This window comes from Ructibacterium sp. SJQ-7, from assembly GCF_054696575.1.
In genome coordinates, this window is sequence record NZ_CP195193.1 from 2,116,191 (window position 1) to 2,139,460 (window position 23,270).

At 40.2% G+C, this 23,270-nt stretch carries 21 protein-coding genes; 19 read left to right on the forward strand and 2 right to left on the reverse strand.

The genetic code is table 11. From position 1 onward, the window contains the following. Positions 1–131 precede the first annotated feature (131 nt). Positions 132–839, reverse strand: coding sequence for a DNA alkylation repair protein (locus ACSAMO_RS09185; RefSeq protein ID WP_483229627.1), 708 nt, complete (start codon positions 837–839; stop codon positions 132–134). Positions 840–910: 71 nt separating this feature from the next. Beyond that, positions 911–1,936 carry a UDP-glucose 4-epimerase GalE gene (galE, locus tag ACSAMO_RS09190; protein ID WP_022230013.1) on the reverse strand — a complete coding sequence of 342 codons (1,026 nt, stop codon included), beginning with the start codon at positions 1,934–1,936 and terminating at the stop codon, positions 911–913. Between the two features lie 343 nt (positions 1,937–2,279). Here galE and ACSAMO_RS09195 point away from each other — a divergent pair, with 343 nt between their 5' ends. The 19 genes from ACSAMO_RS09195 to ACSAMO_RS09285 all read left to right on the forward strand — a co-directional run bounded on the left by ACSAMO_RS09195 (position 2,280) and on the right by ACSAMO_RS09285 (position 23,270). Beyond that, complete coding sequence (locus ACSAMO_RS09195; protein ID WP_412274598.1) at positions 2,280–2,774, forward strand: amidase domain-containing protein; 495 nt, start codon at positions 2,280–2,282, stop codon at positions 2,772–2,774. Positions 2,775–2,870: 96 nt separating this feature from the next. After that, positions 2,871–4,586 (forward strand): ABC transporter ATP-binding protein, encoded by a 1,716-nt coding sequence (locus ACSAMO_RS09200; protein WP_483229628.1) that lies wholly within the window; start codon positions 2,871–2,873, stop codon positions 4,584–4,586. Between the two features lie 15 nt (positions 4,587–4,601). Then, positions 4,602–6,323, forward strand: a complete 1,722-nt coding sequence (locus ACSAMO_RS09205; RefSeq protein ID WP_483229629.1) for an ABC transporter ATP-binding protein — start codon at positions 4,602–4,604, stop codon at positions 6,321–6,323. Positions 6,324–6,580: 257 nt separating this feature from the next. Continuing rightward, positions 6,581–7,708, forward strand: a complete 1,128-nt coding sequence (locus ACSAMO_RS09210) for a patatin-like phospholipase family protein (protein WP_499209177.1) — start codon at positions 6,581–6,583, stop codon at positions 7,706–7,708. A gap of 95 nt (positions 7,709–7,803) precedes the next feature. Beyond that, a complete protein-coding gene (locus ACSAMO_RS09215; RefSeq protein ID WP_337600409.1) occupies positions 7,804–8,988 on the forward strand; it encodes a biotin/lipoyl attachment domain-containing protein in 1,185 nt (394 codons plus the stop codon). Positions 8,989–8,996: 8 nt separating this feature from the next. Continuing rightward, the gene (locus tag ACSAMO_RS09220) at positions 8,997–9,704 is read left to right on the forward strand and encodes a YggS family pyridoxal phosphate-dependent enzyme (RefSeq protein ID WP_337600411.1); all 708 of its coding nucleotides are present in this window, start codon (positions 8,997–8,999) and stop codon (positions 9,702–9,704) included. A gap of 20 nt (positions 9,705–9,724) precedes the next feature. Beyond that, positions 9,725–10,189 carry a cell division protein SepF gene (locus ACSAMO_RS09225; protein WP_022230006.1) on the forward strand — a complete coding sequence of 155 codons (465 nt, stop codon included), beginning with the start codon at positions 9,725–9,727 and terminating at the stop codon, positions 10,187–10,189. Between the two features lie 84 nt (positions 10,190–10,273). After that, the gene (locus tag ACSAMO_RS09230) at positions 10,274–11,026 is read left to right on the forward strand and encodes a YlmH family RNA-binding protein (RefSeq protein WP_337869373.1); all 753 of its coding nucleotides are present in this window, start codon (positions 10,274–10,276) and stop codon (positions 11,024–11,026) included. Between the two features lie 14 nt (positions 11,027–11,040). Then, entirely contained in the window at positions 11,041–11,481 is a 441-nt protein-coding gene (locus ACSAMO_RS09235) for a DivIVA domain-containing protein (RefSeq protein WP_022230004.1), read from the forward strand. A 329-nt stretch (positions 11,482–11,810) separates the two neighbouring features. Continuing rightward, positions 11,811–14,927, forward strand: coding sequence for an isoleucine--tRNA ligase (ileS, locus tag ACSAMO_RS09240; protein WP_412956396.1), 3,117 nt, complete (start codon positions 11,811–11,813; stop codon positions 14,925–14,927). 67 nt (positions 14,928–14,994) lie between these two features. Beyond that, on the forward strand, positions 14,995–16,062 hold the full coding sequence (gene cbiD, locus ACSAMO_RS09245; protein ID WP_337869375.1) for a cobalt-precorrin-5B (C(1))-methyltransferase CbiD: 1,068 nt from the start codon (positions 14,995–14,997) through the stop codon (positions 16,060–16,062). A 1-nt stretch (position 16,063) separates the two neighbouring features. Further along, the gene (cobM, locus tag ACSAMO_RS09250; protein ID WP_412274561.1) at positions 16,064–16,816 is read left to right on the forward strand and encodes a precorrin-4 C(11)-methyltransferase; all 753 of its coding nucleotides are present in this window, start codon (positions 16,064–16,066) and stop codon (positions 16,814–16,816) included. After that, positions 16,813–17,814, forward strand: coding sequence for a cobalt-precorrin 5A hydrolase (locus tag ACSAMO_RS09255; RefSeq protein ID WP_499209178.1), 1,002 nt, complete (start codon positions 16,813–16,815; stop codon positions 17,812–17,814). The genes cobM and ACSAMO_RS09255 overlap by 4 nt, the downstream gene beginning before the upstream one ends. A 6-nt stretch (positions 17,815–17,820) precedes the next feature. Beyond that, complete coding sequence (gene cobJ / locus ACSAMO_RS09260) at positions 17,821–18,549, forward strand: precorrin-3B C(17)-methyltransferase (RefSeq protein ID WP_499209179.1); 729 nt, start codon at positions 17,821–17,823, stop codon at positions 18,547–18,549. Then, positions 18,542–19,261 (forward strand): precorrin-6A reductase, encoded by a 720-nt coding sequence (cobK, locus tag ACSAMO_RS09265; protein WP_499209180.1) that lies wholly within the window; start codon positions 18,542–18,544, stop codon positions 19,259–19,261. Before cobJ ends, cobK begins: the two co-directional genes overlap by 8 nt. A gap of 1 nt (position 19,262) precedes the next feature. Next, positions 19,263–20,417, forward strand: coding sequence for a precorrin-6Y C5,15-methyltransferase (decarboxylating) subunit CbiT (cbiT, locus tag ACSAMO_RS09270; RefSeq protein WP_499209181.1), 1,155 nt, complete (start codon positions 19,263–19,265; stop codon positions 20,415–20,417). Continuing rightward, positions 20,414–21,754, forward strand: coding sequence for a cobyrinic acid a,c-diamide synthase CobB (locus tag ACSAMO_RS09275; RefSeq protein ID WP_499209182.1), 1,341 nt, complete (start codon positions 20,414–20,416; stop codon positions 21,752–21,754). The genes cbiT and ACSAMO_RS09275 overlap by 4 nt, the downstream gene beginning before the upstream one ends. Further along, positions 21,733–22,767: a nicotinate-nucleotide--dimethylbenzimidazole phosphoribosyltransferase gene (gene cobT / locus ACSAMO_RS09280; protein ID WP_499209183.1), complete on the forward strand. Its 1,035-nt coding sequence runs from the start codon at positions 21,733–21,735 to the stop codon at positions 22,765–22,767. The genes ACSAMO_RS09275 and cobT overlap by 22 nt, the downstream gene beginning before the upstream one ends. Then, entirely contained in the window at positions 22,767–23,270 is a 504-nt protein-coding gene (locus tag ACSAMO_RS09285) for a bifunctional adenosylcobinamide kinase/adenosylcobinamide-phosphate guanylyltransferase (protein WP_337869388.1), read from the forward strand. Before cobT ends, ACSAMO_RS09285 begins: the two co-directional genes overlap by 1 nt.

A 23,270-nucleotide genomic window follows, 5' to 3' on the forward strand; every position in this document is an offset into this window, starting at 1 on the left:
CCGTATATCGAAGATAGGCTTGCCGGTTATTTATTATAGCTACAAATTAAATTTTTAAATATTAAAATAAATATTTTGCACGTTCCTGACAATTTGTCGACAGTCTGAACGGTAGGGCAAGCACCATGCCGTTACTTTTTGAATTTCAGAACAAGTTCTTTATCTCCTTTTGATATTCTTAACGATTCACGAATTTTTCGTACCGCCATATTTTGAGTGGTTGCGTTTAAATCGTTGCTTTCAAGAAATTTCATTGTTTTATCTCTGCACTTTGCGGCGGCTGTTGCAACGAGCCATCCTTGCATCATTTGAACATAGTAGAAATCTGAATTTACCGAGTTGACGTATGACAGAACTTTGTCGATATATTCATCGGTCAAATAAAATTCCATAAGGCAATTAAAACCGAAACGCACAATCCAGGGATTTTCGTTGTAGATAAAATATTCAACGTCATTTAAAAATTCATCTAAATGTTTCTTCAATCCTTTAAATGAAACAATGTCGCAAGTTTCCCAATTTGTGATTTGAGCAACGTATTGCTTGATATAGCCGAGCATTTCGTGATAATCGCATTTTATGAGCGACATAACCAAGCCTTTAATCATAATTTCTTCACGGTATGCGTTGTTTTTGCAATTAAGGAATGACGCGTAGTCACCTTTTGAAATAGCTTTAGCCGTTTGACGCAAGATGGGTACACGAATACCGATAGATTGCGTTCCGCCGGGAACAAGCGAGTCACTGAATTTTTTGTATTTTTCGTCAGCCAATGTTTTTAAGTATTCCGCAAATTCGTCATAATCTGATTGCGTCCATATTTCTTTTGTAAGCTCCATTATTTGTCCTTTCTTTGTCTGAAAATAAAAGAGTTGTTTTGGAATAAATCTAAAACAACTCTTAAAATCAATTATTCACCGAAACCGTCAGGGTGAGTTGACTGCCATCGCCAGCTGTCAGCACACATTTCGTCAATACCTCTCTTAGCCTCCCAGCCAAGTTCAGCCTTTGCCTTTGCAGGATCTGCATAACATTCGGCAATATCGCCCGGTCTTCTTGGGTCGATTTGATAAGGAATTTCCTTACCGCAAGCCTTTGAGAATGCCTTAACAATGTCAAGAACGCTGTAACCGTTACCTGTACCAAGGTTGTAGATGTGTACGCCTTCCTTGTCCGAGCAATGCTCAATAGCCTTAACGTGACCGATTGCAAGGTCAACAACGTGGATATAGTCACGAACGCCTGTACCGTCAGGAGTAGGGTAATCGTTACCGAATACATGAACTTTTTCAAGCTTACCTACTGCAACTTGTGCAATGTATGGAAGTAAGTTGTTCGGAATACCCTTAGGGTCTTCACCCATAATACCGCTTTCGTGAGCACCGATTGGGTTGAAGTAACGAAGAAGTGTTACAGATAGCTTTGGATTAGCTTTTTGAGCGTCTGTCATAATTCTTTCGATAAATAGTTTTGTTGTTCCGTAAGGATTTGTTGTAAGAATTTTGTCACCTTTGTTGTCAGTTTCAACAATAGGAACTCTTTCAGGATCGCCGTAAACAGTAGCTGATGATGAGAATACGATGTTGTTGCAGTCGTATTTTTCCATAGCCTGCATAAGGTGAAGTGTACCTGTGATGTTGTTATCATAATATGTAAGCGGTATTCTTGTAGATTCGCCGACTGCCTTTAGACCGGCAAAGTGAATAACTGCGTCGATTTTATTTTCTGCAAATACCTTTTCTGTTGCCTCTTTGTCAAGCAAGTCTACTTTGTAGAACGGAAAATCCTTTCCTGTAAGTTTTTTTACTGCGTCAAGGCATTTTTCACTTGCGTTGTAAAGATTGTCAAGTACGACAATTTCATAACCTGCATTTAAAAGTTCGACACAAGTGTGGCTGCCTATGTATCCTGCACCGCCTGTTACCAATATTTTCATTAGCGATTCCTCCCTATATTTATTTAATTTTATTATATACCAATATAAAGCATTTTTCAATACTGAAAAATATTTTTGTTGGGATTTTATAAAAATATGTGGGACGTCGAGACAGCGTCCCTTACGAACAAAATTTTATTTATTCGGGCGACCAATGGTCGCCCCTACGTAATATTATCGTTTTGCCGCCCCTCAGTCAACTGCGTTGACAGCTCCTCTCAAGGGGAGCCTAAAAAGCCTCTCCTTGAGGAGAGGTGGCACGAAGTGACGGAGTGGTGGTATTTATCACCCATTAACAAAACCGCCTATATTCCATATTATATTAATATACAAAAAGAAAGGAATGATATTTATGGAATATAACAGAGCGAATGCGGTTGCATATGCGAAAAAGTGGGCATACGGAAGAAATCCGAAATACTATGATTTTTCTGATTTGGGCGGTGATTGTACAAACTTTGCGTCACAGTGCATATATGCCGGCAGCGGCGTTATGAACTACACGCCGACATACGGTTGGTACTACATTTCTGTAAATAACAGAGCGCCGGCATGGACAGGAGTTGACGAATTATACAGATTTTTAACCACCAACCGCGGTGCAGGACCCAGAGCGATATTAACCGATTTATCACAAATTCAAAACGGCGACATTATTCAGCTGCAATTTACCGACAAAGACAGATTTGACCATTCTCCGGTTGTGGTTGACGCAGGAAACAGAACACCTCAGTCAATTCTTGTTGCGGCACATTCGTATGATGCGGATTGCAGACCGCTGTCGTCATACCGATATATAAAGATACGTCCGTTACATATTACGAATGTAGGCGAGTGAAAATATTAATATTAATGCACATTTTTCATTGAATATTTTTAGAAAAAGTGATAAAATAAAAAGGATATTGATTTTTCACAAAAGAGGTGTTTTATATTGAAAAAACTATTTCCGTTTCTGAAACCGTACAGGCTTCAGCTTACAGTCGGACCGTTTTTTAAATTGTCCGAGGCGGTGTTGGAGTTGCTAATTCCGACTCTTATGGCTTTGCTGATTGATAACGGAGTTAACATGGGTAACAGAAGTTATATTATTAAAATGGGTATATTAATGCTTGTCATTGCGACATTCGGTGTAATATTTGCGTTTATATGTCAGTACAGTGCGTCTATCGCGTCACAGGGATTCGGTACAGATGTGCGTAATGCGATGTTCAAAAAAATCGGCACACTGTCATTCGCACAGCTTGATAAGTTTGGTACGCCGTCACTTATAAACAGAATTACGGGCGATGTTACTCAACTTCAATCGGCGGTTGCAATGCTTATACGTCTTGTAATCCGTGCACCGTTTCTGTGCGTCGGCGGACTTGTTATGGCGATTATGATTGACTTAAAGCTGTCGATTATATTTATGATTGTCATACCGCTGTTTATACTCGTACTTTTCCTTGTAATGTTCAAGGCAGTACCGCTTTATAAATCTGTTCAGAAAAAGCTTGACTCGCTTACTTTGGTACTTCGTGAAAATCTTTCCGGTGTGCGTGTAATTCGTGCGTTTGCAGGCGTAAAACGTGAAAAAGAAAGATTTAACGACAGAAATACAGATTACGCAAATACAGCTATAAGAGTCGGTAAAATTGCCGCACTTACCAATCCGCTTACTACTATTATAATGAATCTTGCGGCTATTGCGGTTATTTATTTCGGCGGTATTCGTGTAAACACAGGTCATCTTTCGCAGGGTGAAGTTATCGCGTTTATCAACTACATTACGCAAATTCTAAACGCTATGATAGTCGTTGCAAACCTTGTTGTTTTGTACACAAAGGCATATGCGTCGGCTTTGCGTGTGGGGGAAGTTCTTGAAACAGAGCCGCTTATTGAATACGGCGAAAAGAATACTACTCAAAACGGTGAAAATGCGGTTGAATTTAAAAACGTATCATTGACATATACAGGCAGTAAAGTACCGTCTGTCGATAATATTAATTTGACGATTAAAAAGGGGGAAACAATCGGTATTATCGGCGGTACAGGTTCCGGTAAGAGTACGCTTATAAACCTTATACCGCGTTTTTATGACGCGACAAAGGGTGAAGTGCTTATTGACGGAGTGGATATAAAGAAATACGATGAAGACACGCTTAGAAAGACTGTTGCGGTTGTACAGCAGAGAGCGGCACTTTTCTCGGGTACAATAGCGGACAATCTTCATATGGCAAAGGCAGACGCAACTTTGGAAGAAATGCGTCGTGCGGCTGATACGGCACAAGCAACCGAATTTATCGACAGACTTGAAAAAGGTTTTGATACATTCGTTTCACAAGGCGGTAACAACCTTTCCGGCGGTCAAAAACAGCGTATTACAATCGCACGTGCGTTAATCAAAAATTCGCCTATACTTATTTTGGACGACAGCGCCAGCGCACTTGACTATGCGACAGACGCAAATTTAAGACGTGCTATTAAAGAAAATACCGACAGTCAGACGGTTATAATCGTGTCACAGCGTGTAAATTCGGTGAAAGACGCGGACAGAATTGCGGTTATGGACGACGGTGAAATTGTCGGAATAGGTACACACAAAGAACTTGTTGATACTTGCGATATTTACAGGGAAATTTGTTACTCACAGGAACAGCTTGACTAAGAAAGGGGTAAAACAATGAAAAACAATAAAACACTTTCAAAGCTTAACTCTTATATTGCGGGTAACAGAAAATATCTTATTTTGGTTATAATATCGGCATTGCTTGCAAACATATTTATGCTTGTTGCACCGTATATTTCGGGTAGAGCTATCGACTTTATCAAAGGCGAAAATAACGTAGATTTTACTATGGTTGCGAAAATTATAGGAATACTTTTTGCGGTTTATGTGCTTAATGCTTTGTTTACATGGGGAATGACAGTGTTTACAAACGCACTTTCAAACCATTCGATTGAAAAAATGCGTAAAGACGCATTCGGCAAGATTTCAAAATTGCCGCTTAAATTTTTTGACGGTCATTCACACGGAGATATTATCAGCCGTCTTACAAACGACATAGACGCAGTTTCCGAAGGCCTTTTGCAGGGAATTACACAGCTGTTTTCGGGTATCGTAACGGTTGTCGGTTCGCTTGTCTTGATGTTCTTGCTTGACTGGAGAATAACACTTTGTGTTATTGTTATTACGATTATTTGTATATTCGTTTCAAAAGCGATTGCGACTAATTCGGGTAAAATGTTCAGATTACAGGCACAGACTATCGGTGAACTTAACGGTTATGTTTCGGAAACGGTCGGCAATTTAAAGGTTGTCAAGGCATTCGGTTATGAGGACAAGAGCAGTGAAGTATTCGGCGAGATAAACTCTCGTCTTTACGACTGCGGTCAAAAGGCTCAATTCTACTCATCGCTTGTCAATCCGACTACAAGATATATCAATAACCTTGCGTATATTTCTGTCGGTGTTCTTGGCGGACTTGCCGCACTTGCGGGACATTTGTCGGTAGGTATAATATCAAGTTTCTTGATTTATGCTACACAGTTTGCACGTCCGATTAACGATATGACAAGTATTTTAACTCAACTTCAATCTGCACAGGCAGCGGCGGCAAGAATTTTCGCACTTGGCGAAATTGAGCCTGAAACACCTGACGAGGACAGACCCGAACTTGAAGTTAAAAACGGTGAAGTTATGTTTAAAGACGTTGATTTCTCATATAATAAGGATAAAGAACTTATCAAAGACTTGAATATTGTTGCAAAACCGGGTCAAAGAGTAGCAATAGTCGGACCTACGGGTGCAGGTAAAACAACTATCGTAAATCTTTTGATGAACTTCTACGGTGTGGATAAGGGTACTATATTCGTTGACGGACAGGCTATTGATTCTGTTCAGCGTGACAGCTTGCGTAAGAATTTCGGTATGGTACTTCAAGATACTTGGTTGTTTGCGGGTACTGTAAAAGAAAATATCGCATACGGTAAAGAGGGTGCGACAGACGAAGAAATTATAAATGCCGCAAAGGCTGCGTCTGCACACGGCTTTATCAAGCGTTTGCCGAACGGCTATGATACAATGATTACAGAGGACGGCGGAAATTTGTCGAGCGGTCAAAAACAGCTTTTGACTATTGCGCGTGCGATGCTGTCAGATCCTAAAATACTTATTCTTGACGAGGCAACTTCAAATGTCGATACAATGACAGAGCAGAGAATACAAAAGGCATTCCTAAAGATGATGGAAGGCAGAACAAGCTTTATTATCGCTCACCGTCTTTCAACAATTCGTGAGGCTGATTTAATTCTTGTTATGGACAAGGGCAGAATTATTGAACAGGGTACTCACAATGAATTGCTTGCCAAGAACGGATTTTATACAAAACTATATAACAGCTAATAATTTAGACAGATGTCGGGAAATTAGTTCGGATTGTGCGAAAATGAACTTGTCGGCGTACGTGTGTACGTTAGAGTTTATTTTCGCAGAAAGTGCATAGGCAAGCCGTATATCAAAGATAGGCTTGCCTGTTGTTTTGTTAATTATAAAGACGAGAATTGTGCACGCTCCGGACAATTTATTGACTTTCCGGCGGTGTGCATATTTTGCGCACCAAATGTTTTATATAACGGCATTTATCGGATTGGAGGGTAAATATGGAATACGGACTTGTCTTAGCCGGCGGCGGCGTCAGAGGGGCATATCAGATTGGTGTATGGAAAGCACTTAAAGAACTGAAAATTAAAGTTTCGGCGGTGTCGGGTGTTTCAATCGGTGCAGTAAACGGTGCGCTTTTCGTGCAAGGCAGTAAAACAAAAGCCGAAAGATTATGGAACAAAATTGCGATTGACGATATTATATTGTTGCCGAAAGAAATGGAGAATGACGAAAATCTTTTTAAAGTCAAAAACTTAATGAAAATCGCAAAAGAAATTTACAGTAACAACGGACTTGATATGTCACCGCTTGAAAATCTGTTAAATGAAATAGTCGACGAGGATAAAATTCGTAATTCCGAAATTGATTTCGGTATAGCGACTTTTTCACTTTCGGAGAAAAGCGAAAATTATTATTTTATCAAAGACATACCTTACGGTAAACTGACCGAATACCTTATGGCGAGTGCGTGTTTTCCGGGATTTAAGGCGAGGACGATTGACGAAAAGAAATTTATAGACGGCGGCGTGTCAAACAATATGCCGATTAATATGCTGCTTGAAAAAGGTATTGACAATATTATTGCGATAGACGTAAAGGGAGTGGGTTTTTACAGAACTTTTAATCTTGCCGGTAAGAATGTGATAAATATTAAATGCTCACGTCCGCAGACGGGGACATTTGATTTTGACAGGGACGGAATAAGAAAAAGCATACAGGACGGATATTACGACTGTATGAAAGCGTTCGGCAAATTAAGCGGCGGTTTATACAGTTTTAAAGCGAGAGATTACGCAGCTGCAAGAAAAGCATATTCAAAGGAGCTTATTGAGGGTATTGAAATTGCGGCGAATATATTCGGCGTAAATCCGTATAAACTGTATACGATTGATGAACTTGTCGGTGCGGTTATGAATGAATATTTTGAATATGTCCGTCAGCATAACGGCGAAATATCGGGCGGTGTGTTTGAAAAAATAAAAAATGCAGATGAACGGCTGTTTATGACGTGGATTGTTGATGTGCTTGAAAAGGGTAAAAGTGATTTTGTGAAAGAAAAATTGTCAATACTTGGTGAAAAATATGACGCCGCATCGGCTATTTTATATTTTAAATCACAAAAATGATGTTTGCTATTGTATTTAGTCGAAAAAAATTATATAATATAATTATATTGACAGAAACTACAAAACATTTTTGTGGATTAAGGGGAAAATAACAGATGAAGAAATTCTTTATCATAGTAATCTGTATAGCGATAGCCGCTATGGTAGGATACGGTATTAAATATGCCGTCACACCGATAAACACGCAGAAATTAAGCTATATAACGCAAGAAAATGCTATCAATACAAACGGTTTTATTATACGCGATGAATGGGTTATGTATTCACGCAGTGCGGGAACGGCTTATCATTCCGTTGCGGAGGGTGAGAGAGTCAGCAAAGACAGTACAATCGGTTCTTTGTTTTACGGCGATGTCAGCGATGACAGCATTAAAGAACTTACCGTTGTTGACAACAAGATAAAAAAGACAAAAACAGAAAAAAGTGAAGAATCAATTTCAACGCTTGATTCAAACACTTTGGAGAATAACATATACGAGCGTGAAAATGATATAATTGACGCGGCACAGGATAACGATATTCTTTCTATTGCAAAATACAAGAAGGATATTAACAGCCTAAGACAAAGCAATCAGCTTGCGGAGGACAACACAGAACAGGAACTTGAAAATCAGCGAGAGCAGATTTTAAACAGTATCGGCGTAAACAAAGAGGATATTTATGCACAGATTTCGGGTGTGTTTACAACTTATGTAGACGGATACGAAACGGAGCTTGTTCCGAATGACATAGAAAATTATGATGTTTCATATTTTGAAAGTTTGTCGCAGTCACCGAAGATACAGAAGATTGACAATAAAATCAATGCCGGCGGTGCGGTGTGCAAAATTGTTAATAACCACGTTTGGTATGTTATGATGGATATACCGTCAGACACCATAGAGGGAAGAGAAGTCGGCGATAACGTAAAACTTAGGTTTAACAATATGGCGGACGCAGTTGTTAAGGGCAGTATAAATTCCGTTTCAGCCGAAGAAAACGGCAGAGTTATATTGACGGTTAAATGCCCGACATATCTTGAAAGTGCGTTTTCTTACAGACTTGTGGACGTGGACTTGATTTTTGAAAGCTATGAGGGCTACAAAGTACCGATACAGTCTGTCAGAACGGAAGACGACGGATCTAAGAAGGTCATAGGAATAAAAGAAAACAGAGAGCATGACTGTTATTGCGATGTCTTGTTTACAAATACGGACGCCGGATATGCAATAATCGAATCGACAGACAACGCGGAAAATAAACTTTCACAGATGGAGAGAATTGTTGTCGGTGAAAGATAGGTAAAGGAATGATAAAAGTGAGTATAGCGGAAAATCTTGAAGAAGTTGAAAAGAGAATAAGTGCGGCGGCTAAGAGGAGCGGACGCAAACGTGAAGATATAACGCTTGTTGCCGTTACAAAAACTCACCCTGCCGAAATGATGAACGAGGCTATAAAGCTTGGTGTAACGGACATCGGCGAGAATAAGCCACAGGAGGTAAGGGACAAATATGACAGCGTTTTGCCTGCGAAGTGGCATCTTATAGGTCATTTACAGACAAACAAGGTTAAGTATGTCATTGATAAGGTTTGCCTTATTCATTCGGTTGATTCAATCAAACTTATGGATGAAATCGAACGCCAGGCGGAAAAACATAATCTTGATATGGATATTTTGATACAGGTAAATATCTCCGGCGAAGAAACAAAATCGGGTATATCAAAAGAAGAAGTTGAAGATTTGTTAAAATATGCCGGTGAATTAAAGCACGTAAAAGTTAAAGGTTTGATGACAATAGCACCGAAAACTGACAATTCTGTTACAAACAGATTACATTTTGACAACATGCGACAACTTTTTGTTGACATAAAGCAAAAAAAATATGATAATGTTAATATGGTATACCTATCAATGGGTATGAGTGGGGATTTTGAAACTGCCATTGAATGCGGAGCAAATATGGTTCGTGTCGGCAGTGCCATATTCGGTGCAAGAGATTATTCTCAAAATAAGTAATAATGAAAGGATACGGACAAATGGGTTTTTTAAACACAGTAAAGCACTTTTTAGGCTTTGAAAGTGAAGACGATTATTATGATGACGACTATTATGATGAGGAAGAAGCAGAAGACGAAGAAAACGCGCGTGTCAAGAGAAGTTCGCAGCAGTCTGCTCCGAAAAAGACTTTCTCAAAGGTAGTGCCTATCAATCCGACATCATCTTCAAGAATAAAGATAATGAGACCTTCCGATATTAACGATTCGACAAATGTTGCCAATGAAATAAAAGAGGGCAGACTTGTTATTTTTGATGTAGGACAGATTGACAATGAAGAAGCAAGAAGAATTGTTGATTTTATGTCCGGTGCGGCTTACGGCGTAAACGGAAAAGTCAGACGTGTATCAGAGGGTATTTTTGTTGCCGCTCCGAAAAATATTGATATAACAGGCGATACAATGAAAGAACACGTTAAAAACGGTATGGATTGGAACTTTATGTAATCCGATATTTGGATTTGCTTATAATTAAACAAAATACGGCTGGGTGGTATGGGATATTACCACCCTTTTGTATATGAGGTGGATATGAATACAAATCATAAGTTGCTTATTGCAAGGATAAACGATTTGTTTTCGCTTTGCGATAAGCATTGTGAAATGAAATGTTCCGATTTCCTTGACGGCGGTGAACTTGCCGTGATTGAGGACGAATTTCAAATTCCGTACGGATATAATACGTTGTTTTTCGGCGGTTATGAAAATGCGGAAAGAAAGGTGCTTTGCGTATTTCCCGAATGGCAGGAGTCTGAGGAAAGCGAAGTGCCGATTTCCGTTATACGTTTTGATGTGCCGAAGTTTCGTAAACTGACGCACAGGGATTATCTCGGTACGCTTATGTCGCTTGGTATCGACAGGAGTAAAACCGGCGATATTTTGACAGATGATGAGGGCGCATATGTGTTTGTAATGTCGGATATAGCGGAATATGTTGCACGAAACGTGAATAAGATTGCAAATGCGGGTGTTAATACGAAAATCGTTGATATGGCGGACTTTATACCGCCTAAACCGAAAACGACCGAAAAAATGTGCGTATGTGCGTCATTGCGTCTTGACGCGGTAGTTGCGGCGACACTCAATATATCAAGAGGAAATACGGAAAAATTAATAAGTTCGGGATATGTAAAACTGAATCACCGAGAAGTGCTTGACCGTTCAAAGCAAGTCGGTGAGGGTGACTTATTATCCATACGCAATTACGGAAGATTTATTTTAAAGGATATTGGGAACAATACCAGGAAAGGAAGACTTCACATAACTGTGGAGAAGTTCGTGTAAGGAGGGGGAGCATTGTGCTAAGACCTATTGATATTCAAAATAAGGAATTTGAAAAGAAACTCAAGGGCTATAATTGTGATGAGGTTGACGATTTTCTTGACGTTGTAATACAGGATTACGAACTTTTGTGTAAAGAAAATCAGACGCTTAAAGATAAAATCGGACTTTTGACCGAAACGGTGGAGCGTTACAAGCAAATGGAAAACACAATGCAGAAGTCGATTGACATTGCCAAGCAAGCCGCCGAGGACGCAAAGAGAAATGCCGAAACAGAGGCGAATGCAATTATCAGTAAAGCAAAGCTTGACGCGTCTTATCTTGCACGTCAGATTGATGATGAACATATGAAACGCCATCAGGAAATGCTTTCGCTGAAAGGCGAGATTGAACAGTATAAAATGCAGATTAAGTCACTTTGTGCGAATGTTATGAAAATGGTCGATAATATCGACTAAAAACATTGGCAGACAGGAAATTTTTCAATAAAAACTGTTGACTAAAAAAATATTTTGTAATATAATAAAACAATAAAGACGATGACGAAGACAGTATGTCATATTGAAAACACAGAGCGAGCTATGGACGGTGAGAGCATGGCGGTGAGTAAATGTGGCTGAATATCACTTCCGAGTTTCACACCGAAAGGCTTTGCCGAGTAGACTGTGACGGGTTTTCTCCGTAAAAGGAAACGCATATGTTGGTATGACGAGTGGTATAACGAAGCATTTGGCTTTCGTCTTGTTATGCAGGACGAAAGCTTTTTTATTTGAAAGGAATGAATATAATGTACGACAAGGTTTCACCAAATCTGAATTTTGTTGAAAGAGAAAAGAAAACCGAAAAATTCTGGGAAGACAATCACATTTTCCAAAAGAGTATCGATGAAAGAAAAGAAGGAGAGGTTTATACTTTCTATGACGGACCTCCGACTGCAAACGGTAAACCGCATATCGGTCACGTTTTGACGCGTGTTATCAAGGATATGATTCCGCGTTACCGTACAATGAAAGGCTACAAGGTACTTCGTAAAGCCGGTTGGGATACTCACGGACTTCCGGTTGAACTTGAAGTTGAAAAGAAACTTGGTCTTGACGGCAAGGAACAAATCGAAGAATACGGTCTTGAACCGTTCATCAAGCAATGTAAGGAAAGCGTTTGGAAGTATAAGGGTATGTGGGAAGATTTCTCAGGTACAGTCGGCTTTTGGGCTGATATGGACGACCCTTATGTAACTTACGACAACAACTTTATCGAGTCTGAATGGTGGGCATTAAAGCAAATTTGGGAAAAGGGACTTTTGTATAAAGGTCACAAAATCGTTCCGTATTGCCCGCGTTGCGGTACTCCGCTTTCTTCACACGAAGTAGCACAGGGATACAAGGACGTTAAAGAACGCAGTGCTACTGCTAAGTTTATCGTAAAGGGTGAGGAAAACACATACTTCCTTGCTTGGACAACAACTCCTTGGACACTTCCGTCTAACGTTGCACTTTGTGTAAACCCTGTTGAAACATATGTAAAAATTAAAGTAGGTGACGAGAAGTTTATTTTGGCAGAAGCACTTGTTGAAGCAAACTTCCCTGATACAGAATATGAAGTGGTTGAAAAGTATGTCGGTACTGACCTTGAATACAAGGAATATGAGCCGCTATTTAATTTCGTAACACCTGATAAAAAGGCTTATTATGTAACTTGCGACAGTTATGTAACTCTTACAGACGGTACAGGTATCGTTCATATCGCTCCTGCATTCGGTGAGGACGATGCGAATGTCGGCAGAAAGTACGACTTGCCTTTCGTACAGCTTGTTGACGGTAAGGGTGAAATGACAAAAGAAACACCTTGGGCAGGTACATTCTGTAAAGATGTTGATAAAGAAATTCTTGTAAATCTTGAAGAAAGAGGTCAGCTGTTCAACGCACCTAAGTTTGAACACAGCTATCCGTTCTGTTGGAGATGTGATACACCGCTTATCTACTATGCGCGTGATACTTGGTTTATCAAGATGACAGACGTTAAGGACGACCTTATTAAAAATAACAATACAGTTAATTGGATTCCTAAGACAATCGGTGAAGGACGTTTCGGTGCTTGGCTTGAAAACGTACAGGATTGGGGTATAAGCCGTAACCGTTACTGGGGTACTCCGCTTAATATTTGGGAATGTGAGTGCGGTCACAGACACGCAATCGGTTCTATCGAAGAACTTAAGTCAATGTCTGATAACTGTCCTGATGAAATCGAACTTCACAGACCGTTTATTGACGCTGTAACTATTAAGTGTCCTGAATGCGGTAAGGAAATGCACAGAGTTCCTGAAGTTATCGACTGCTGGTTTGACTCGGGTGCAATGCCTTTTGCACAGTGGCACTATCCGTTTGAAAATAAGGATATATTTGAAGAAAACTTCCCTGCTGACTTTATCAGTGAGGCGGTTGACCAGACAAGAGGTTGGTTCTATTCACTTCTTGCGGAATCGACTTTGCTATTCAATAAAGCACCGTACAAGAATGTAATCGTTTTGGGACACGTTCAGGATGAAAACGGTCAGAAGATGTCTAAGTCTAAGGGCAATGCGGTTGATCCGTTTGACGCACTTGAAAAGCATGGTGCGGACGCAATTCGCTGGTACTTCTATTCAAACAGTGCTCCATGGCTGCCGAATCGCTTCCATGACGGTGCGGTTTCGGAAGGACAACGTAAGTTTATGGGTACACTTTGGAACACATATGCGTTCTTCGTATTGTATGCGAATATTGACGAGTTTGATGCAACAAAGTATACTCTTGAATACGATAAACTTTCGGTAATGGATAAGTGGCTATTGTCAAAGCTTAATACACTTGTTAAGACTGTTGACGATAACCTTGCAAATTACAAGATTACAGAAACGGCAAGAGTGCTTGATAACTTTGTTGACGAGCTTTCAAACTGGTATGTAAGACGTTCGAGAGCACGTTTCTGGGTTAAGGAAATGACTCAGGATAAGATTAACGCGTATATGACTCTTTATACCGCACTTGTAACGCTTTGTAAGGCGGCTGCACCGATGATTCCGTTTATGACAGAGGATATTTATCAAAATCTTGTAAGAAATATTGATAAGTCTGCTCCGGAAAGTATTCACTTGTGCGACTTCCCTGAATATGACGAAAAACTTATTGATAAAGAACTTGAAAATGATATGGAAGAAGTTCTTGATATAGTTGTGCTTGGTCGTGCGTGCCGTAATACTGCAAATATTAAGAACCGTCAGCCAATCGGTATGATGTATGTTAAAGCACCGGAGGCACTTAGTGATTTCTATATTGACATTATTGAGGACGAACTTAATGTTAAAAAGGTTGAATTTACAGATGACGTTGCCGCATTTACTGCATACAGCTTTAAACCGCAGTTAAAGACTCTTGGCAGACGTTTCGGTAAGAATATCAACGCAGTAAGAGAAATCCTTGCTAATATTGACGGCAGCAAGGCTATGGCTGAACTTAAGGAAACAGGCTCACTAAAGATTACTGTTGACGGAAACGAAGAATCACTTGCAGAAGAAGATTTGCTTATCGAATCGGCTCATAAGGAAGGCTTTGAATCAAACAGCGATTACGGTATTACTGTTGTGCTTGATACAAACCTTTCTGAAGAACTTATCGAAGAAGGTTTTGTTCGTGAAGTGATTTCAAAAATTCAGACAATGAGAAAAGATTCTGATTTTGAAGTTATGGACCACATCAAAGTAAGCTGTGAGGGTAACGATAAGATTGCTAAGATTATCACTGATAATGAAAGCACTATCAAAGACGAAACTCTTGCAGATGAAGTTGATACAAATTCTGCCGACGGTAACACAAAAGAATGGAACATCAACGGTGAAAAGGTAACACTTGGTGTTAAGAAACTCTAATTTGGATTGACAGAAAATCATATACATTATATAATAATGTATATGATTTTTTTGTGGAGAAAAACAGATGAAAAGCAACAGGTTTTTAAAGAAAGGTTACACGACTGGGAGCTGTGCCGCGGCGGCGGCAAAAGCGGCGGTTATGACTGTGTTAAATGACGAAATAGTCATAACAACTCAAATTACACTTCCCAAAGGTGAGAGCATAAGTATTGACATAACCGACACGCAGATTGACGGTGACAGTGTCACTTGCACAGTTAAAAAGTACAGCGGTGACGATCCCGACATAACCAACGGTATACTTGTTTGTGCGACTGTCAGAAAAAATAGTGGCGGTATAAAAATTGACGGCGGTGTGGGCGTAGGTCGCGTGACTCGTAACGGACTTGACCAACCTGTCGGAAATGCCGCGATAAACAGTGTTCCGCGTCAAATGATTAGAAACAGTATAAATGAGATTTGCGGTGATTATGACGGCGGTTTTGATGTGATTATTTCCGTGCCGAACGGCGAAGAAATCGCGAAAAAGACATTTAATTCAAGACTCGGTATTGAGGGTGGAATTTCGATTTTGGGTACAAGCGGAATTGTTGAACCTATGAGCGAAAAGGCACTTTTGGACACGATTTTTCTTGAACTCAATACACGAAAAAGTGCCGGCGACAGTATTGCGGTGCTTGTGCCGGGCAATTACGGCGAGGATTTTGCTAAAAAAACTTTTGGTATAAAAAATACCGTTCAGTGCAGTAATTATATTGGTGACGCGATAGATTATGCGTCCGATTTGGGTTTTTCGGATATACTGATAATTTCGCATATGGGTAAACTTGTTAAGCTTGGCAGCGGAATTATGAATACTCATTCAAAATATGCGGACGGCAGAATGGAAACGCTTGCGTTATGTGCGGCTTTGGCCGGTGTGGATAATTTTGCGGATATTCTCGATTGTGTGACGACCGATGAGGCTTATGAAATTATTGGGGACACTAAAACTATTGATATATTGATGAAAAGAATTGATAAATACCTAAAGCACAGAAGTGATGTCAATATCGGTGCAATAATGTTTTTGAATAAACAGGGAATTATCGGAAAAACTGCTGATGTTGACGGTATTTTGGAAAGGATATAAAATGGTACATTTTGTTGGAGCGGGCAGCGGTGCAGCGGATCTTATAACTATACGGGGAAAAAAACTTTTGGAAAATGCAGATATTATTATTTATGCCGGTTCGCTTGTTAATCCCGAACTTTTGGAATATGCAAAAGGCAGTGCTGAAATTTATAACAGTGCGAAAATGAATCTTGATGAAGTTATTGACGTGATGAAACAGGGGGACACTAAAAACATTGTGCGTTTGCATACGGGTGATCCGTGTGTTTACGGTGCAATTCGTGAACAAATGGACAGGCTTGATAAACTTGGAATTGAATATGATGTTTGCCCCGGTGTAAGCTCGTTTTGCGGTGCGGCGGCGGCTTTGAAGGCGGAATATACGTTGCCTGATGTATCGCAAACCGTCATAATAACGCGTATGGAGGGCAGAACTCCTGTGCCTCCGAAAGAAAAAATACATTTGCTTGCGTCACATAATGCGACAATGGTGATATTTTTATCAACAGGTTTATTAAAGGAATTGTCGGCTGAACTTGTAAAAGGCGGTTACAGTGAAAATACACCTGCGGCGATAGTTTACAAGGCTACTTGGAAAGACGAAAAAGTTATGCGTTGCACAGTGGGGACACTAAATAAAACAGCAGAGAAAAACGGTATAAAAAAGACCGCACTTATAACAGTCGGTGATTTTCTCGGCGATGATTATTCACTGTCGAAACTTTACGATAAGACATTTACAACCGAATTCAGAAAGGGCGTGACGGAATGAAAATTGCGTCAATAGCTTTTACGGAAAACGGTGCGAAAATCGTAAAAATGCTCGTGCGTGAAATTGGCGTAAAAGGCTACGTTTTTGAAAAATATAAGACTGACGGCTTGGAAACATTTAATAATGTTTCGTCACTTGTCAGAGATATTTTCAAGAAATATAATGCGATTGTGTTTGTCGGCGCGTGCGGAATTGCGGTGCGTTCGATAGCTCCGTATGTCAAGGATAAAGCCAAAGATCCGGCAGTTGTGGTGGTTGATGAAAAAGGAAATTTTGCGATACCGATTTTGTCCGGACATATAGGCGGTGCGAATGATTTGGCGGAGAAAATCGCCGCATTGACAAGCGGAGTGGCGGTTATAACTACGGCAACCGATATTAACAAAAAATTCTCTGTTGACACATTTGCGGTAAGAAATAATTTGCATATCGGGGACACTAAACTTATAAAGGAAATATCGTCACGGATTTTGAACGACAAAAAAGTCGGATTGTATACCGATTACGAATTAAAAAACGTTCCCGATTGTTTTGAAGAAAGCAATGAAGTCGGAATTTGCATAAGTGATGACGATAAAAAGCCGTTTAGAATTACGCTTAATTTAATGCCGAAAAATGTTGTACTCGGAATCGGTTGCAGAAAAGGCTGCGAAACTGTCGAAGAAAGTATATTGGCATTTTTAAAAGTGAACGGAGTGTCGGTTTATTCGCTTTTTGCGGTTGCGACGGTGGATATAAAGAAAAATGAAAAGGGCATTGTTGAATTTTGTGAAAAATTCGATATACCGCTTTTGACGTTTCCGGCTGAAACTTTGGCGGCGGTTGAGGGGAAATTTACAGCGTCCGAATTTGTGAAAAAGACTGTCGGAGTCGACAATGTGTGCGAAAGAGCGGTTTGTGCGGTCGGTGCGAAAATAACAGAAAAAAAGACGGCTTTAAACGGTACGGCTTTGGCACTCGGAAGAATAAATACGGAAATTGATTTTTTGAAAGGTTAAGTTTGAATGAAAATTTATGTTGTTGGAATAGGCGCAGGAAGTGCTGACGGAATGACTTTTGAGGCGAGAAATGTGCTTGAAAAAGCCGATGTGATTGTCGGATATACGGTGTATGCCGAGCTTGTGAAAAAGCTGTTTCCTGAAAAAGAATATTTCGTTTCGGCGATGAAACAGGAGGCGGAGCGCTGCAGAAAAGCGGTTGAAATGGCGGCTGACGGCAGAAATGTTGCAGTTGTTTGCAGCGGTGATGCAGGCGTTTACGGTATGGCGTCACTTGTGTATGAAATTGCGGCAGGCTATGAAAATGTTGAAGTGAGCGTTGTGGCAGGCGTGTCGGCGATGCTTAGCGGCGGTGCACTTGTGGGAGCACCGTTGGGACACGATTTTGCGGTTATAAGCCTTAGCGATTTGCTCACCCCCTGGGAGAAAATCGAAAAACGTCTTGAATGTGCGTCGGCTGCTGATTTCGCGATATGTCTGTACAATCCGTCAAGTAAAAAACGTCACGATTATTTAATGCGCGCGTGTGACATAATGCTGAAACACAAAAACGGTGATACGGTGTGTGCCGTTGCAAAAAATATCGGTCGTGACGGTGAGGAATATGCGATTATGAGCCTTGCCGAACTTAGAAATTACAGCGTGGATATGTTTACGACTGTGTTTATCGGTAATTCTATGACGAAAAATATCGCCGGAAAAATGGTTACACCGAGAGGGTATAGAAATGTATGATGTAGTATTGTTTGGCGGTACAGACGAGGGACACAAAATCGCCGACTTTTTGAGTGAGCAAAAAGTCAGTTACGTTGTGTGCGTTGCGACGGAATACGGTGCGGAATTGCTTGATATGAAAAATGTGCGCGTAGGAAGAATGACGGCGGAAGAAATGGCTGATTTTTTTGACGAAAACAGTGTTAGATTGGTCATTGACGCAACTCATCCTTACGCTGAATTTGTGACAGAAAACATAAAAAAAGCGTGTAAAGTGAAGTATATAAGGGTTGTACGTGAGGACGTTCAGGCAGACGGGACGTATTTTGAAAATATCAAAGCAGCCGCAGAATACCTTGAAAAAACAACAGGAAACATACTTATAACGACGGGTTCAAAGGAAATTGCAAAGTTTTCGGTTGTTGCGGACAGAGCGTTTGCACGCGTACTGCCGTCGGAGGAATCGCTGGAGCTGTGTAAAAATGCAGGTTTCAAGATGAAAAATATTATTTGTATGCAAGGACCGTTTTCAAAAGCGTTTAACAGTGCGTTAATTCGTGAGCTTGACATTAAGTATCTTGTTACAAAATGTACGGGAAAAAACGGCGGTTTTACGGAAAAAACAGAGGCGGCAAAGGAAAACGGCGTTGAGTGTATTATAATTAAAAGACCGACCGATGAAAGCGGAATGACGGTTTCGGAGGTTGAAAAAATGATTTTGGAGTGGTTGTAATATGAACATTTTTATAGTCGGTGTCGGAATGGGGGACACTAAATATTTGACGAAAATTGCAGAAGAAAAAATAAAAAATGCTGATATTATAATCGGTGCAAAACGTGTTGCCGAGCCGTATGTCAACGAGAAAAAAGTTTTTTTTGAGTATGAAACGGATAAAATTAAAAAGATTTTAGAAGAAAATAAGTGTGAAAATGCGGTAATACTTTTTTCGGGTGATACGTCATTTTTCAGCGGTGCGAAAAAATTAAAAGCGGAATTTCCTAATGCCGAAATTTTTGCAGGTATAAGCTGTGTGTCGTATTTTTGTGCTGAAATCGGTATGGTGTATGATGACATGAACATTGTAAGTATGCACGGCAGAAATTGCAATATTGTGAGTGAAGTCAGAGAGAATGAGAAAACATTTGTGCTTTTGGGTGAAAATCCTTGCGATAAGTTGTGCCGATACGGTTTTGAAAATGCCGAAGTTTATATCGGAGAAAATTTGTCATATGAAAATGAAAAAATACTTCATGGAAAAGCAAAAGATTTTAGGGACACTAAATTAGCTTCGCTCAGTGTGGCGGTAATAATCAATAATGAATATGACAAATGCACAAAAATCGGAATTAACGACAGCGAATTTGTGACGGGCAACGCACCTATGACAAAAAGCGAAGTGAGAGCGGTAAGCATATCAAAGCTTGAAATCAAATATGACGATATATGTTACGATATAGGTGCGGGAACAGGCTCGGTAAGCATTGAAATGGCTCTGCTATGCGGAAAAGGCAAGGTATATGCGATTGAAAAAAAAGCGGAGGCGGCTGAATTGATAAAACAAAATGCACTTAAATTTCATGCCGATAATATTGAAATAATTTGTGCGGACGCACCGAACGGTATGGACGGATTACCGAAAGCGGACAAGGTTTTTATAGGCGGTTCATCGGGGAATTTGTATGAAATAATAGAAAAGTGCGATTGCAAAAAAGTGGTCGTGAACGCAATAACTCTTGAAACTTTATCGCTTGCACAAGAAAGTTTTGAAAAACTCGGGTATGAATATTCGGTGACGCAAATCTGTGCGTCAAGAGGAAGAAAGGTCGGCGGATACAATATGATGACGGCACAAAATCCTGTTTTCATAATCTGCGGTGAAAAATTATGAGGAGAATTATGATTGCCGGCACAAACAGCGGCTGCGGAAAAACAACTGTGACTTGTGCGGTGCTTCAAGCACTTGTAAACAGAAAAATTAATGTTTCGTCTTTTAAATGCGGTCCGGATTATATTGACCCAATGTTTCACAAAACGGTTATCGGAACGGCGGCATACAACCTTGACACATACCTTATGAGCAATGATGCTGTGAATTATTTGCTGAATAAAAACAGCGGTGATATTGCGGTTATTGAGGGCGTTATGGGCTTTTATGACGGCTTTTTTTTTACGGAAAAGGGAAGTACGCACGAGCTTTCGGAGATTACCGATACAGATGTTATTCTTGTTGTAAACTGCCGTGGTATGAGCCTGTCCGCAATGGCTTTGGTGAAAGGGTTTAAGGAGTTTAGGAAAAATAATATTAAGGGTGTTATATTTAATAATCTGTCCGAGAAACTGTACGGTGATTTGTCGGAAGAATGTCGAAAAATCGGCTTAGTTCCTTTAGGTTTTTTGCCGAACATCAAAGATGTGCAGATAAGCAGCAGACATTTGGGACTGGTCACCGCAGGGGAAATTGACGGTATAAAGGACAAAATGAATTTACTTGCCGATTATGCCGAAAAATACATTGACATAGACAAGATTTTAGAAATATCAGAAAACGATAGGGACACTAAATTTACATCACTTGAAATTACAAAAAAATATAACGTAAAAATTGCGGTTGCGTATGACAGAGCGTTTTGCTTTTATTATGAGGATAATCTCAATTTACTCAGTGAAATGGGTGCGGAGATTGTTAAGTTCAGTCCGCTTGAAAATGAGAGCGTACCGCAGTGCGACGGATTGATTTTGGGAGGCGGTTATCCCGAACTGTATGCGGATATTCTTGAGAAAAATACGGGGACACTGAATTCGGTTAAAGAGTGTGTTGAAAGCGGTGTACCGTGTATTGCGGAATGCGGAGGGTTTATGTATCTTCACGAGATTATGGAGGATAGCGATAAAAACGAACACGGTATGGTCGGCATAATCAAAGGAACATGCAGAAAAACAGACCGTTTGCAACGCTTCGGATATATGGAAATGACGGCAAACAGAGATAATATTTTATGCAAAAAAGGCGATAAAATCCGTGCGAGAGAGTTTCATTATTTTGACAGTGACTGTAACGGAAACGGTTTTACGGCTGTGAAAAATGACAGACAGTGGGAATGTGTGAATGTTGATAAAAACTTATTTGCAGGTTTTCCGCACTTGCACTTTTTTGCAAATATAAATTTTGCCGAAAACTTTATGAAAAGCTGTGAGGAATACAAATGTACAAAATCAGAAAATTAGATGAACAAGCAATAGAAAATGCGGAAAAGAAATGGAACTCAATAGCAAAACCGTTGCACAGTCTTGGTGTATTTGAGGATATTGTAAAAAATATTGCGGGTATTCAAGGGACACAAAACATAGACATAAAAAAGAGATGTGTACTTGTCATGTGTGCCGATAACGGCGTTGTGTGCGAGGGAGTAACTCAGACGGGACAGGAAGTTACGGCGGTTGTGACGGAGAACTTCGCAAAGGGTGCAACAAGCGTGTGTGCTATGGCAAGAAATATCGGTGCGGACGTTGTACCGATTGACGTGGGAGTGGCGCGTGACGTTGACGGCGTGGTAAACAAAAAAATATCGTACGGCACAAAAAATATGTTACACGAAAAAGCGATGACGTATGAGCAAGCCAAAGAGGCGGTGCGAGTGGGAATTAACTGCGTAAAAGAGCTTAGCGAAAAAGGCTATAAAATCATTGTGACCGGTGAAATGGGAATCGGAAACACGACTACAAGCTCGGCGGTTGCAAGCGTTTTGCTTGACAGAAAAGCAGAGGACGTAACCGGCAGAGGTGCAGGGCTGACAAGCGGTGCATTGGAGAGAAAAATTGAGGTTATAAAAAAGTCGATTGAGCTTCACAAACCTGATAAAAACGATATTTTTGACGTGCTATCAAAGGTCGGCGGTTATGACATTGCCGCTTTGACGGGGGCGTTTATCGGCGGGGCTATGTACGGTGTTGCAATGGTTATTGACGGATTTATTTCGTCGGTGGCGGCACTTTGTGCGGAAAAGTTATGCCCGAAATGCAGTGATTTTATGATTGCGTCACACGTTTCAAAAGAAAGCTGTACGGCTGATATTTTGGAATTACTCGGCAAGAAAGCACCGATAAATGCGGATATGTGCTTGGGCGAGGGGACAGGCGGAATGGTTATGCTTGCCGCACTTGATACCGCACTTTGCGTATATAACGAAATGTCTACTTTTGACGATATTAACGTTGAAAGCTATAAGGAGCTTAAATAATGTTTATACTTGTAACAGGCGGAAGCGGAAGCGGAAAGTCTGAATTTGCCGAAAATATTGCAATGAAATTGGGCGGTAAAATGCTATACGTTGCAACGATGAAACCGTATGATGACGAATGTTTAAAACGTATCGAACGTCACAGAAAAATGCGTGACGGCAAAGGCTTTAGAACGGTTGAATGTTATACTGATTTATCCGAAATAACGGAAAGTGCCGATACAATTCTTTTGGAATGTATGTCGAATTTGACCGCAAACGTGATGTTTTCGGATAATAATGATAATGCTTTTGAAAAAATTATCGGCGGAATTTTGAATTTAAAGAGTGAAAATATTGTTATTGTTACAAATGAAATATCTTCGGACGGCATTGAATATGACGGGGACACTAAAATGTATATCAGCCTTTTAGGCAGAATAAACAGTGCATTGTCAAAACGTGCCGATAAAGTGTATGAGGTCGTTTACGGAATACCGATTGAAATTAAAAGGGGACAGTAA